Raw genomic sequence first — 13512 nt, 5'->3', positions numbered from 1 at the left:
ACGTGCTGCGCACCAGGGTGGCCATCCCGGTCGTCGCGCTCTACAACGCCTGGCAGGCCGAAGGTCTGCCGACGCTGCACAACGCGCTGCTGGCCCAGGTCGACTTCGACGGCGACCAACTGGCCGAGGGCGACGTCACGGTGCTGGCCGACCTCGCCCGTCGTGGTTGGGCCGAGCTGGAACGGCTCGGCCTGGCCCGAGGTCGGCAGGTGCACGCCGACCTCGGCCGGTCGCTGCGCCTGATCGCGGACGCGAGCGTCGAGTACTACGCGTTCTTCAACCAGGGCGACGACGAGACCCGCACCGCGCTGGTGGCGCAGTCGGGTGACGACGCGCTGCGCGTGGTGCTGCGGGCGGACAAGCACTTCGTGCTGGAGCCCGTGCGGCCCGAGGACGTGGTGCAGTCCCTGGTGTCCGCGCTGCCCGAGGCGAAGCCGGGACGTGGCGGCGTGCTCTCGCTGCCCGCCGACGCGGTGAGCGACCAGCCGCGCCGGCCCCGCCCGGACGAGGAGGGCGGGTCGTTCCTGCAGGCCAGCAGGCCCACCGGGGCGCACGTGGCCGAGGTGCAGCAGGTGCGCAAGCTGCTCGCCGAACAGCGCATCGGCGGCGGCCAGCTGTACGCGGCACGGCGTGACCGGTTCGGGCGCAAGCAGCGGTGCGCGGCGCCGTTGACGTACTTCGACACGATCACCGGGCGCTACCTCTCGGCGAAGACGACCGGTAGCGACGGCACGCCGTGGATCACCGTGCAGCCGGCCGACTTCACCACGTTGCAGAACCGGTTGCGGCAGCTCAGCGCCGACGCAGCGCCCCGCGGTTGAGCTCGGCCGGGCTGCGGTGCCCGGACAGGCCCAGGGTCAGGTCGAAGTCGGCGAGCAGGCTGCGCAGCACGTGCCGGACGCCGACCTGACCGCCGTGCGCCAGGCCGTAGGCGAACGGACGGCCGACGAGCACGGCCTTCGCTCCCAGCGCCAGCGCCTTGACGATGTCCGCGCCGCTGCGGATGCCGGAGTCGAACAGCACCTCGACCTGCTCGCCGACGGCGTCCGCGATCTCCGGTAGCACCTCCAGCGACCCGACCGCGCCGTCCACCTGCCGTCCGCCGTGGTTGGACACCACGATGCCGTCCACGCCCGCGTCCACGGCCTTGCGCGCGTCGTCCACGTGCTGGATGCCCTTGAGCACGATCGGCCCGTCCCAGTGCTCGCGCAGGAACGACAGCTGGTCCCACGACTTGTCCGTGCCGGTGAACAGCTGCACCCACCGCAGGATCGCCATCGGCCGGTCGTCTTCGGGTGACGCGGCCAGCCCGGCCCGGAACGCCGGGTCGGAGAACGGGATCGCCGTGCCGACGCCGCGCAGGAACGGCAGGTAGGACCGGTCGAGGTCGTGCGGGCGCCACGCGAGCGTCCACGTGTCGAGGGTGACGACCAGCACCCGGTACCCGGCCTCGCGCGCCCGGCCGAGGATGCTCGCCGCCACGTCCGGGTCGTTGGGCCAGTAGAGCTGGAACCAGCGCGCGGCGTCACCGGCGGCCTCGGCGACCTCCTCGATCGTGTGCGAGGCCGCGGTGGACAGCACGAACGGCACGCCCAGCTCCGCCGCCGCGCGCGCGGTCGCCAGTTCGCCGTCCGGGTGCAGGATCGACTGCACGCCGACGGGCGCGAGCAGCACCGGCGCGGGCATGTCCGTGCCCAGCAACGACGTCCCGAGGTGCCGCTCGGTGGCGTCGGTGAGCATCCGCGGCACGATCCGCCAGTCGTCGAACGCCTCCCGGTTCGCCCGCGCCGTCGCCCCACCACCGGCCGCACCCGCCACGTACCAGAACGGCCCGGGCCCGAGCCGTTCCCGGGCGGACGCCTCCAGCGCTTCGGGGTCCGTGGTGAACGGCGGCACGGCGCCCGCCAGGCCTTGAAGGTAGATCTCGTTCTGGTACGCGGCGAATCCGGTCATGAGGACACCTTGCTACACGAACATCCGTTTCGGCAGGAGCCGGGTCGGGTGGTTCGAGGGTGACGCGTGGTCTGCGTTCAGCGGTCTTCCAGGACGATTGCCAGCGGTGCGGCGGTCAGGATGGTCGAGATCGTGCCGGTGACGAGGCCGATCAGCAGCGCGGTGGAGAAGTCGGCCAGTGAGCCGTCACCCAGCACCAGCAGCGCGGCCAGCACGAACAGCACGCCGATGCCCGTGTTCACGGTTCGCGGCAGGGTCTGGAGCACCGCCGAGCTCATCACCTCGGTGAACGGCGCCCCGGCTCGCCGCAGCTCGCGCACCCGGTCGAACACCACCACCGAGTCGTTCACCGAGTAGCCGATCACGGTGAGCAGCGCGGCCAGGAACACGCCGTCGGCCGTCTTGCCCAGCCACGCGAAGGCGCCGACCAGCACGACCACGTCCGTCACCAGCGCGACCACGGTGGCCACGCCGAGCCGCCAGTCGAACCGGACGGCCAGGTAGACCAGCTGCGCGGCCACCGCGATGGCCAGCGCGATCAGCGCGTTGCGCCGCAGCTCCGAGCCGAGGCTGGGGCTGATCAGCTCATTGCTGACCTGCTCCGCCCCACCGGTCGCGCGGTCCACGGCCTCGCCCAGCCGCACGGCGGCGGCGGAGTCGATGGGGCCCGTGCGCACCGAGAGGCCGTCCGAGCCCGAGGTCACCACGACCGCGTCGGCGAACCCGGCGGACGCCAGCTCCGCGCGCACCCGACCGGTGTCCGTCGAGGACGCGGTGAACTCCAGCACCCGACCGCCGGTGAACTCCACCCCCAGCTCCAACCCGCGCAGCACCACCCCGCCGACCGCCGCGAGCAGCACGAGCCCGGCGACGAGCAGCCACCGCCGCGGTCGCCGGAACAACGTGATCCCGCGCGAGGTCAGCCACGTGCGCACCCGCCCCGACGAGTGCAGCCCGCTCCACCTCGGCCGCCGTCGCAGCACCGGCATGACCAGCTGCAACAGCACCCGGCTCAGCACCAGGGCGCTGAACGACGAGGCCAGCACGCCGATCGACAGCGTGACGCCGAACCCCTTCACCGGCCCCGTGGCCAGCCAGAACAGCAACCCGGCGGCCAGCAACGTGGTCACGTTCGAGTCCGCCACCGCGCTGAACGCACCGCGGAACCCCTCGTCCACCGACCTCGACAAGCGCTTGCGCCGCGCGTACTCCTCCCGCGACCGCTCGAACACCAGCACGTTGGCGTCCACCGCCATGCCGATGGCCAGCACGAACCCGGCCAGGCCCGGCAACGTCAACGTCGCGCCGATGGCCAGCATCGCCGCGTACGCCAAGGCCGCGTACCCGACCAGCGCCAGCACGGCCACGAGCCCGGCCAGCCGGTACACGAACACCAGGAACAGCCCGGTCAGCGCCACCCCGATGATCGCCGCACGCGCGCCGGCCTCGATCGCCTCCGCGCCGAGCGTCGGCCCGACGGTCCGCTGCTCCACCACCTCCACCGGCACGGGCAGCGCGCCGGACCGGATCACCAGCGCCAGCTCCTCGGCCTCGGCCTGGCCGAACCGCCCGGTGATCGACGTGCTGCCGCCGACCATGCCCGTGCCGCACACCACCGACGGGTCGACCTGGGGCGCGGACACGACCTCGCCGTCCAGCACGAACGCCACCCGCCGCTCGGGGTCGCCCGGTGGTGAGCACGCGGCCTCGGCCGTCACCCGCTGCCACGCCCGCGGCGCGTCACCCTGGAAGTCGACGCCGACCAGGTAGCCGACGCCCTGCGAGTTGGGCGTGGCGCGGGCATCCGCGATGCCCTCGCCGGTCATCACGACCTCGCCGAGGCCGATCGCGCCACCCTCGGGCGCGGGCACGTCGCCGAGCCCGGTCACCGGCTGCACGCGCAGCTGGGCCGTGCGGCCGAGCACCTCGATGGCCTCGGTGGGGTCCTGCACCCCGGGCAGCTCCACCACGATGCGGTGATCGCCGGACCGGGCCAGCACGGGTTCGGCCACGCCCAGTTCGTCGACCCGGCGGCGCAGCACCTCCATCGCCCGGTCGGTGGCGTCGGAAGTGGCCTCGGCCGGGGTTTCGAGCACGATCCGGGTGCCGCCGCGCAGGTCGAGGCCGAGGCGCGGTTGGACGGTGAGCAGGGTGAACGCGGACGCGGCGAGCACGCCGAGGGCGATCAGCCCACGGACGAGTAGCGCTCGCCGCGCGCTGGGGCGCGGCATGGTGAAGAGACCTCCGGACGAGGTGAACGGGATGGGGGTTCAGCTACCGGAGGTCGAGGGCGGCGCGCGTTCGCCGAGGGGGTTGTGGCCGGCGCGCTCGGGGGCGCGGTGGGTCGGGTCTACGACGTCCACCCGCACCGGCGGCGCGGGCGTGACGTGCACGGCGGGCTGGACGCCGTCCAGCGGCTGGCCGACGTGCACCTGCACGGGGTGCGCGGCGTTCAGGCCGCGGGTGGCCGTGCCGGGCAGGTGGGCGGCGTCCGCGGTGGCCGAGACGGCGACCACGTCGACGGTCGGGTTCGGGCCGGGTCCGGCCACGACGAAACCCGCGATCAATGCCAGGATCGCGAGCACCGCGCGTCGGGTCATCGGCATCCTTCCCGAGACCCAGGTTAGCGACCGCCGGCCAGGACCACGACCGCGCCGCCGACCAGGGCGCACAGCCAGGCGACCACGAGCGGCTGCATCGTCGTGGCGCCGAGGAGGAGCGCCACCGCCCAGCCGGCGAGGATCACCGCGGACAGCCCGAACGCCGTCGTGACGACGGCCACCTTGGGCCGGTGCAGCGGCAGCCGGAGCAACGCCCGCCGCACACCGCCCCGGGCCCTCGCCAGCGCCAGCCCGACGATCACCAGGCAGGCGACGACCAGCAGCCCGGCGAACCAGCCGAGCAGCGGGGTCGGCTTCGGCATGCCGCCCAGCAGCAGGATCAAGCCGCCCGCGACGAGCAGCGCGGCGAGCCGTGACAGCACGGGCCAGGCCAGGGCGTGGGCGGCGCGCAGGGCTTCACCGGACGGCGGCGGCACGGGCGCGCCACCGCGCTTGCGCCGGACGGTGGCGAGGTTCGCGCGCACGTCGTCGTCGCCGGGGTCGAGGCGCAGCGCGGTGCGGTAGGCGCGTTCGGCGGTGCCCCAGTCGCGCACGCGCAACGCGGAGTCGCCGAGCACCTGGAACGCGCGGGCCTCCGTCGGCGCGAGGTGCGCGGCCTCCCGGGCCACCTCCACGGCCTCGCGCTGCCCCTCGGGGCTGTCGGCCAGCACTTCGGCCAGCACCACCTGGCACCGCCAGTCGCGGGGCTTGCGGCGCACGCACTCCCGCGCCGCGACCACCGCCTCCGGGTGCCGGCCGAGCTCGCTCAACGCCAACGCGGTCAGCCGCTGGGCCCACGCCGGGTCGCCGTCGAGCACCAGGGCGCGCTTGGCGGCGGTCAGGGCCGGGTCGGGCTCGCCCGCGTCGAGGTGGGCGGCGGCCAGTCGGCACCACGCCTCACCGTGCCGGGGGTTGACCACGAGGGCCGGCTGGAGCAGTTCGATCGCCTGGCGCGGCATCCCGCGGGCGGTCAGCTCGGCGGCACGCACCACGACCGCGGCGATCGACTCCGACATGGCCCACATGGTGGCAGGCCGACGACGCTTGCACTATCGGGTGACGGGCCGCCCCCTCGACCACGGCCCGTCACCCGCTCCCCCGTCAGGCGTTGGCCAACTCGCGCACCACCCGGTGCGCGTCCTCCAGCGAGGCCACCGCGAGTTCGCGGAACTGGGCCAGGTGCGGCATGACGCCGGCCAGCGTCAGCTCGGCGTGCACGAACTCCGGGTGCACGCCGAGCATCCCGAACACGGCGCGCAGGTACGGCTCCTGGAAGTCGAACGAGTGCCGCGGCGTGCCGGGCGCGTAGGAACCGCCCCGCGCGGTGACGACCACGACCCGCGTGCCGGTCAGCACGCCCTCGCCGGTCTGCTGGTCGGCGAACAGCTCCGGCACCAGGATCCAGTCCAGCCACGCCTTGAGGCTCGACGGCAGGCCGAAGTTGTACATCGGCACGCCGAGCAGCACCGTGTCCGCCGCCTTCACCTCCCCGATCAGCCGCTGCTCCAACGGCCGGTCGCCATCGGCCTCCCTGGTGGCCAGCGCCGCGGGGTCGACGTGCGGCAACGGGTCGGTGGCCAGGTCGCGGTAGGTGTACTCGCCCTCCGGGCGCGCGGAGCGCCACGCCTCCGCGAAAGCCCCGCTGACCTCGCGCGACACCGAGCCCTCGAACCGCAGGCTGGTGTCGATGTGCAACAAGTTCGCCATAGTTCTCCCTCAGAAGTTCTCAAGTCGGAACATATTGCCGGAGTCGTTCTGAGTCAAGATGTTCTCACCTAGGAATATCTCACAGCCGGCGTATGATCGAGGGCATGGATCTCGCCCCTGACCTCGGCTGCACCAGCCGTGCGGGCCTGAACTGGCTGCTGCACCGCGCGGCGCAGAAGCTGGGCACGGTCGCGCAGGAAGCGGCGGCGCGGCACGGCATCACCACGCGAGGGCAGATCGTGCTGACCGCGTTGGCCAGCGAGGAGTTCCAGCGCACCCAGCTCGCGCTGGGCCACGCGCTCGGGGTGGACAAGACCACGCTCACCGCGGAACTGGACCGGCTGGAACGCGCGGGTCTCATCATGCGCAAGCCGGACCCGAACGACCGGCGCGTGCGCGTGCCGGTGATCACCGAGCAGGGCCGGGCCGTCCAGCGCGAGGTCGAGAAGCTGCACGTCCAGGTGGAGCGGGAGTTCACCGCCGGACTCGAACCGGCGGAGGCCCACGCCCTGTGCGAACTGCTGGAGCGCCTGATCGCGGTCGACCACGGACCCGACAGCGGCTCCTGCATGTGACACCCCGGGGCGAGGCCCCGAGGTGTCACCGGTCGGCAGCGCTCAGCGGATGACGGGCCCCGGCCCGCGGTCAGAGAGCGGAGCGCTGAAGCCAGTCGACGAGCACGGCCCGATCGCCCGTGCGCTCGATCACGCCGCCCGGGTCGGACAGGCGGTTGTACTGGAACAGGTGCAGGCTCCCGGCGTCACCGCGCGCCGTCGCCGTCGCCGGGGTTCCCGGCTCTGCGCTCAGGTGCTCCCAGCTGTGGCCGTCCGGACCCAGCGTGACCAACCAGCGCACGTCGACGTCGGTGGCGTGCAGGTGGATCGTCTCGCCGTCGCCCCGCAGGTCGGCGGGCAGTTCGCGGAACGGGTGGCCGTAGGACAGCAGGTACAGCAGCTCGTCGATGCCGTCCACCGCGGTGGGGGCGTCGACCTCGGGCTCCCTGCCCGCCGCCAGCTCGACGTCGACCCGGTGCACCGTGGTCTCGTGCAGCATGCGACGCGGCCAGAAACGGGCCTGCTGGATCGCGGTGAACGACCACGCCGGGCCGTCCTGGTCCGCCTGGCGCAGAGTCCTGGTCAGCTGCGAGGCCATGGCGGCCACCCAGTCGGCGCACCCCGCCCAGTCGTCCGGCAGGTCACCGCCGAACTGGGTGAACTCCAGCGGTTCCGGCGACTGCTCGGCGACGGTGCGCTCCGCCCAGCGGTGGATCATCCCGAGGTGCGTCGACAGCCGCCGCACGGTCCAGCCCGGGCAGCTCGGCACCGGGTCGTCGGCGTCGAGGTGGCGCAGGGTCTCGGCGAACCTGGTGATCTCGTCGGAGACCCGATCGCAGTAGCTGTCATGAGTCAGCACGTGGGATAACGGGGGCATGGCGCTCCTCGTCTTCACTGCCATGGAATGACGGGACGAGGTTTTCACGCTAGTGGCTCGGCGTCGGCGGTCCCGGGGTTCGCGGCCATCCGGACCTGACCGCCGGCCATGATCAGCCGATCGTACGAACGGACCGCACCGGCGGACCCCGATCGCCCTCCCGCCTCGACACGGCCAGGCCAGACGCGATTATCACGATCCGTTGCGGTTCAGCGGTTTTCCCATCCCTTCAGGTGACCTTCGTGACCACGTCGTGCGACGCTAGCGACGCTCGGCACGGTCGCCCGGCGGAACGTCCCGTCATGGCGCCAGTCCGCGTGCGTCTCTTCCCCACGAGCGCCCGGATCGGTCCGAGCACGCCGTGTCGACACACCTGGAGGTCGGGGGCCGTGAGTACAGGCAAGGAGTGGCAGATCTCCTGCCGCGACATCGCGTCACGTCGCCGTGACATGACCGTTTTCATCAGCCAGGGCCACGTGGTGGTGACCGTGCCGCCGGGTGAGGCGGCCGTGCTGACGCCGCTGGAGGTGGGCCGCCTGCGCGCGGCCCTGCGCGACGCGGTGGTGAACGCGTCCGGCACGCCGGAAAACTGATCACCAACGTTCCGATTTCCCGCCGCGCTCTTCCTACTCGCGGGTAGGTAGTGTCAGTATCGGGTTCGTGAGTACCTACTTCGTCACCGGCGCGACGGGTTTCATCGGCAGGCGCCTGGTCGCCGAGCTCCTCCGGCGGCCGTCCTGCGAGCGGGTGTTCGCGCTGGTCAGGCCCCAGTCAGCGGACCGGTTGGAGCGGCACGACAAGCTGATGCCGGTGCTGGGCGACCTCACCTCGCCCATCGACGCCGAGCGGGTCGACCACGTCGTGCACCTGGCCGCGGTCTACGACTTCACCGCGTCCGCCGACGAGCACCACGCCGTCAACGTCGAGGGCACCCGGCGGGTCGTGGAGTACGCCGGGCGCACCGGGTGCGGAGTGCTGCACCACGTGTCGTCCATCGCGGTCGCGGGCGATCACCGGGGCGCGTTCACCGAGGACGACTTCGACCTCGGCCAGCACCTGCCCTCGCCCTACCACGCGACCAAGCACGCCGCCGAGAAGATCGTCCGCGAGCAGGGCACGCCGTGGCGCGTGTACCGGCCGGGCGCCGTGGTCGGCGACTCGCGCACCGGCGAGAGCGACAAGGCCGACGGCCCGTACTACTTCTTCCCGGCGCTGGCCGCGCTCGCCCGCCTGCCGCGCCGGCTGCCCCTGCTCGCGCCGCACTTCGGCGCCGCGAACCTGGTCCCGGTCGACTACGTGGTGCGCGCGCTGGACCGGTTGATCCACGCCGACGTGCCATCCGGCAGCACGTTCCACCTCACCGCGCGCCGCTCCCGGTCGCTGGACGACGTCTACAACGCGCTGGCCGACGCCGCGGGCGCGCCCAAGGTCCGGTTCACCGTGCCGATGCCGCTGCCCGCCGTGCCGACGAGCGCGATCGTCACCGGCGTGCTCGCGGAACTGGGCATCCCGCCGCAGGTCGTGCCGCACGTCGTGGTGCGCGCCGAGTTCGACTCGACCGCCACCCGCGCGGTCACCGGCCTGGAACCGCCCGACTTCACCACCTACGCGCACGCGTTGTGGCGGTACTGGGCCGACCACCTCGACCCGCTGCGCGCCGCCCGGGAGCACGGCCTGGCCGGGCGGACCGTGCTGATCACCGGCGCGTCGTCGGGCATCGGCGCGGCCACCGCGCTCGCCGTGGCCCGCGAGGGAGCCGTGCCGCTGCTGGTCGCACGGCGTGCCGACGAGTTGGCGGACGTCGCCGGGCGGATCCGGGCGGAAGGCGGCACGGCGCACGCCTATCCGTGCGACCTGACCGACGCGGAAGCCGTCGGCGCGCTGCTCAAGCAGGTCCTCGCCGAGCACGACGGCGTGGACGCGCTGGTCAACAACGCGGGCCGGTCGATCCGGCGCAGCGTGCACCTGTCCGTGGACCGGTTGCACGACTACGAGCGCACCATGGCGTTGAACTACTTCGCGCCGCTGCGGCTGGTCCTCGGCCTGCTGCCGCACATGCGGGAACGGAGGTCCGGGCACATCGTGAACATCTCCAGCCTGGGCGTGCAGCTCAGCACGCCGCGCTTCTCCGCCTACCTGGCCTCGAAGAGCGCGCTGGACGCGTTCAGCCGGGTGGCGGCTAGCGAGACCGTCGCCGACGGTGTCACGTTCACCTCCGTGCGGATGCCGCTGGTGCGAACACCCATGATCGGGCCGACGAAGGCCTACGACGCGTTCCCGGCGGCGACGCCCGAACGCGCGGCCCAGTGGGTCGTCCGCGCGCTGCGACACCGTCCCGAAGAGGTCAACCTCCCGTCCGGGCTGCTGGCCGAGCTCGCGCGCAAGACCGCGCCCAGGACCGTGCGGTCGTTGCTGCACCTGGCGTACCGGGCGATGCCGGAGAAGGGCACGCCGCGCACGTCGCCGGTGGCCGCCGTCGCCGCGGGCGTCACCCGCCTCGTCCTCCGGGCGACGCGGTGAACCGGGTCCTGGGAGCGCTGCGCGCGTTGGCGACGCTGGTGCGCGCCGGTGTCGTGCGGCCCATGGGTCCCGGCAGGCTGCTCGGCGTCGTCGACGCCTACCTCCAGTGGGACATGACGGTGGCGTTCGGGTTCGCCACCGGCGCGGCGCGCCACCCCGACCGGCCGGCGATCATCGACGACGCGGGCACGCTCACCTACGCCGAGGTCGACGAGCGCACCACCCGGCTCGCGCACGGCCTGCACGACCTCGGCGTGCGGTCGGGGTCGAAGGTCGCGGTGCTGTGCCGCAACCACCGCGGCTTCGTGGAGACCGTGGCCGCGTGCGTGAAGCTCGGCGCGCACACCGTGCTGCTCAACACCGGGTTGAGCGCGGCCCAGATCGCCGTGGTGCTGCGCGAGCAGGACGTGTCCGTGGTCGTCGCCGACACCGAGTTCCGCGACCTGCTGACCAACGCGCCGCGCAAGGTCCGCCGGGTGATGGCGTGGGTCGAGGGCGTCACCAAGAGCAAGACCGTGGAGCAGCTGATCGCGGGCTCTCCCGCCACGCCGCTGCCCAGGCGCCCGCCGCGCGGCCGGATGATCGTGCTGACGTCGGGCACCACCGGCGCGCCGAAGGGCGCCAAGCGGCCGGAGCCGGCGAGCCTCGCGCCCGCCGCCGCGCTGCTGTCCCGCATCCCGCTCAAGGCGGGCGACCGGTTCTCCGTGCCCGCGCCGCTGTTCCACACCTGGGGCCTGGCCGCGTTCCAGATCGGGCTCGTGCTCGGCGCGACGTTCGTGCTGCGCCGCAGGTTCGACCCGGCGCTCGTCCTCGCCGACGCGCGCGAGCACGGCAGCGACGCGTTGTTCGCCGTTCCCGTGATGCTGCAACGCGTCCTGGAGCTGACCGGACGTCCGCACCTGCCGAAGCTGCGGGTGATCGCGTCCAGCGGCTCGGCGTTGCCGCCACCGGTGGCGCGGCGGTGCCTGGAGGAGTTCGGCCCGGTGCTCTACAACCTCTACGGCTCCACCGAGGTGTCGTGGGTGACCATCGCGCGGCCCGACGAGCTGGCCCGCCACCCGGACACGGCGGGCCTGCCGCCGCACGGCACCCGGCTGGAGATCCTGGACGACGCGGGACGCCCGGTGCCCGCCGGCGCGACCGGCCGCATCTTCGTGGCCAACGAGATGCTGTTCGACGGCTACACCAATGGCGCGGGCAAGGAAGTCCTGGACGGCCTCATGTCGACCGGCGACGTGGGTCACCGCGACCGCGACGGCCTGCTGTTCGTCGCCGGCCGCGACGACGAGATGATCGTCTCCGGCGGCGAGAACGTGTACCCGCGCGAGGTCGAGGACCTGCTGGCGGGCCTGGCCGGGGTGCGCGAGGTGGCCGTCGTCGGCGTGCCGGACGAGCGGTTCGGCCAGCGGCTCGCCGCGTACGTCGTGCGCGAGGAGCCGGGCGCGCTGGACGAGGACGCCGTGCTCGACCACGTGCGCGGCAACCTGGCCAGGTTCTCCGTGCCCAGGGACGTGGTGTTCCTCGACGCCCTGCCCCGCAACGAGACCGGGAAGGTGCTCAAGCGGGAGTTGGGGTGAGTACCCTCTCCGGCGGGGGCACACGATGACGATTCCCGTCCAGCGAGCGGCCGGCCCGCGCGAGGCCGCGGTGGCCAACCTGCGCGAGGCGCGGATGGCGTTGGACGAGGGACGACCCGGTGACGCGCTGGAGTCCGCCGAGAAGGCGGTGGCCGCGTTCTCGTGGCTGGACGACGCCGAGGGCGTGGCGCACAGCGTGCTGGCCCAGTCCGTGGCGCTCGGCAAGCGCGGGCTGCTGCCCGGCGCGCTGGACACCATCGACCGGGTGCAGGCCATCGCGGCGGCCAACCGGCACGTCGGGCTCCAGGCGTGGTGCAGCTTCTCGCAGGCCGTGGTCGAGCTGCGGCTGGACTCGCGGGAGCGGTCGCTGCACTCGTTGGCCCGCGCCCTCGGCCTGGCCGAGCTGACCAAGGACGTCGAGCTGATCGGCTCGATCCTGTTCGAGCAGGCCAACGTCCTGCGCACGCAGTACCACGAGCACTGCATGGTGCGTTCGGCGGCGAGCCGGTGCAGCCCGGACGGCGAGCCGTGCACGCGCAAGCTGCGGCGCGCGGAGGCGTTGTGCGCGCAGGTCCGGGACCGGTGGAAGCACCTCGACCAGCCGTTGCGGATGGCGAGGCTGAACCTGCTGCTCACGCACGTGCGGCTGGACCTCGGCGACGTGGAGCGCGCGTTGCGCTCGTGCCAGCGGGCGGACCGGCTGCTGGCGGGGCACGACCGGCCCGTGCTGCGGGCCGAGCTGCTGATGGCGCGGGCCCGCGTCAGCGGCGCGCGCGAGCGGCACGACGACCAGGTGCGGCTGCTCACCCGTGCGGCGGAACTGGCGATGGGCGTGCTGGCGCGGGAAGTCGCGGTGCGGGCGCACGGCGCGTTGAGCGTGGCCTACGAGCGGGCCGGGAAGCTGGGCCCGGCGCTGCGGCACGCCCGGTCTCAATTGGAGCAGTACCGGCTGTGGGAGCTCCAGGAAGGCCGCGACCTGCTGCGGATGCGGGAGCACGACCTGTCCGCGCGGCTGGTGGACCACCTGGCCGAGCGCACGTTCGGGCTGCGCCGGGAGCACCGGGCGTCACCGGACCCGCTGCGCAGCTCGGCCACCGCCGAGCAGGACAACCGGCGGATCGCGCGGGCGCTGCGGTCCGGGCTGACCAAGCGCGGCATCGAGGTGCTGCGGCGCGTCGCGGCGGGTGAGAGCACCACCGACATCGCGGCCGAGCTGTCGTTGTCGCCGAAGACCGTGCAGAACCACCTCCAGCGCATCTACCGGACGATCGGCGTGCGCGACCGGGCGGGCGCGGCGGTCTGGTGGGTGGACCTGGACGAGGAGGCTCGGGCAAGAACTCGGCGTGACTGAGTCACTTCCGGGTTTCCCGCTCGTTACCCGTGGTGGTGGGATGTCCCCGACGATCGGGGCTACCGCTCCGTGGGTATTGCCTAGCGGGCAGGGACAGAAGTGGGTGATGACCGTGACGACCCCTCTGTGCCATGCTCCGCTTGGACGCTTCCGGGCGTTACCCGCGGATCTGGTCCGGCTCCCCCCTGCCGACAAAGCCGCTACGATCGAACGGAGTTCGACGATGGTTGTGCACTCCCTGCACAGAATCATGGCTGCGCTCGCCATCTGCGCCGGTCTCGCGGTCGTCGTCGGTGTGCCCGCCGCTGTGGCCGTCCAGGACGGAAGCGCCACGGCCAGGGTGTTCCAGGCGCCCTACGCACCGCAGCCGTAA

The 13512-nt window shown here is 73.1% G+C and carries 12 protein-coding genes; 6 read left to right on the top strand and 6 right to left on the bottom strand.

Going from position 1 to position 13512, the window contains the following annotated elements:
• Positions 1 to 2: 2 nt before the first annotated feature.
• Positions 3 to 821, top strand: a complete 819-nt coding sequence (locus tag ACQPYE_RS06525; RefSeq protein ID WP_498719947.1) for an ESX secretion-associated protein EspG — start codon at positions 3 to 5, stop codon at positions 819 to 821.
• On the opposite strand, the gene ACQPYE_RS06520 is transcribed toward ACQPYE_RS06525, so the two are convergent.
• The 5 genes from ACQPYE_RS06520 to ACQPYE_RS06500 all read right to left on the bottom strand — a co-directional run bounded on the left by ACQPYE_RS06520 (position 793) and on the right by ACQPYE_RS06500 (position 6260).
• A complete protein-coding gene (locus ACQPYE_RS06520) occupies positions 793 to 1953 on the bottom strand; it encodes a lactate 2-monooxygenase (protein WP_498719945.1) in 1161 nt (386 codons plus the stop codon). The genes ACQPYE_RS06525 and ACQPYE_RS06520 overlap by 29 nt on opposite strands.
• A 77-nt stretch (positions 1954 to 2030) precedes the next feature.
• Positions 2031 to 4184, bottom strand: coding sequence for a protein translocase subunit SecD (gene secD / locus ACQPYE_RS06515; RefSeq protein WP_498719943.1), 2154 nt, complete (start codon positions 4182 to 4184; stop codon positions 2031 to 2033).
• 39 nt (positions 4185 to 4223) lie between these two features.
• Positions 4224 to 4553: a hypothetical protein gene (locus ACQPYE_RS06510; protein ID WP_498719941.1), complete on the bottom strand. Its 330-nt coding sequence runs from the start codon at positions 4551 to 4553 to the stop codon at positions 4224 to 4226.
• Between the two features lie 23 nt (positions 4554 to 4576).
• Positions 4577 to 5569, bottom strand: coding sequence for a tetratricopeptide repeat protein (locus ACQPYE_RS06505; RefSeq protein ID WP_498719939.1), 993 nt, complete (start codon positions 5567 to 5569; stop codon positions 4577 to 4579).
• Between the two features lie 85 nt (positions 5570 to 5654).
• Positions 5655 to 6260, bottom strand: a complete 606-nt coding sequence (locus tag ACQPYE_RS06500; RefSeq protein WP_498719938.1) for an FMN-dependent NADH-azoreductase — start codon at positions 6258 to 6260, stop codon at positions 5655 to 5657.
• 104 nt (positions 6261 to 6364) lie between these two features.
• Here ACQPYE_RS06500 and ACQPYE_RS06495 point away from each other — a divergent pair, with 104 nt between their 5' ends.
• Positions 6365 to 6835 carry a MarR family winged helix-turn-helix transcriptional regulator gene (locus ACQPYE_RS06495; protein ID WP_498719936.1) on the top strand — a complete coding sequence of 157 codons (471 nt, stop codon included), beginning with the start codon at positions 6365 to 6367 and terminating at the stop codon, positions 6833 to 6835.
• Between the two features lie 70 nt (positions 6836 to 6905).
• On the opposite strand, the gene ACQPYE_RS06490 is transcribed toward ACQPYE_RS06495, so the two are convergent.
• Entirely contained in the window at positions 6906 to 7691 is a 786-nt protein-coding gene (locus ACQPYE_RS06490; RefSeq protein ID WP_498719934.1) for a maleylpyruvate isomerase family mycothiol-dependent enzyme, read from the bottom strand.
• 389 nt (positions 7692 to 8080) lie between these two features.
• On the opposite strand from ACQPYE_RS06490, the gene ACQPYE_RS06485 reads away from it, so the two are divergent.
• From ACQPYE_RS06485 to ACQPYE_RS06470, 4 genes are all read left to right on the top strand, one after another.
• Positions 8081 to 8284, top strand: a complete 204-nt coding sequence (locus ACQPYE_RS06485) for a hypothetical protein (protein ID WP_123743748.1) — start codon at positions 8081 to 8083, stop codon at positions 8282 to 8284.
• A gap of 67 nt (positions 8285 to 8351) precedes the next feature.
• Positions 8352 to 10211, top strand: a complete 1860-nt coding sequence (locus ACQPYE_RS06480) for an SDR family oxidoreductase (protein ID WP_498719932.1) — start codon at positions 8352 to 8354, stop codon at positions 10209 to 10211.
• Positions 10208 to 11788, top strand: coding sequence for an AMP-binding protein (locus ACQPYE_RS06475; protein ID WP_498719930.1), 1581 nt, complete (start codon positions 10208 to 10210; stop codon positions 11786 to 11788). Before ACQPYE_RS06480 ends, ACQPYE_RS06475 begins: the two co-directional genes overlap by 4 nt.
• Positions 11789 to 11813: 25 nt before the next feature.
• On the top strand, positions 11814 to 13139 hold the full coding sequence (locus ACQPYE_RS06470; RefSeq protein WP_498719927.1) for a response regulator transcription factor: 1326 nt from the start codon (positions 11814 to 11816) through the stop codon (positions 13137 to 13139).
• Positions 13140 to 13512 lie beyond the last annotated feature (373 nt).

The sequence above is a fragment of the Actinosynnema sp. CA-299493 genome (assembly GCF_050946825.1).
Lineage (GTDB): Bacteria > Actinomycetota > Actinomycetes > Mycobacteriales > Pseudonocardiaceae > Actinosynnema.
The sequence above is the reverse complement of the archived record's forward strand: the minus strand, read 5'-3'. Positions and strand labels throughout refer to the sequence as shown.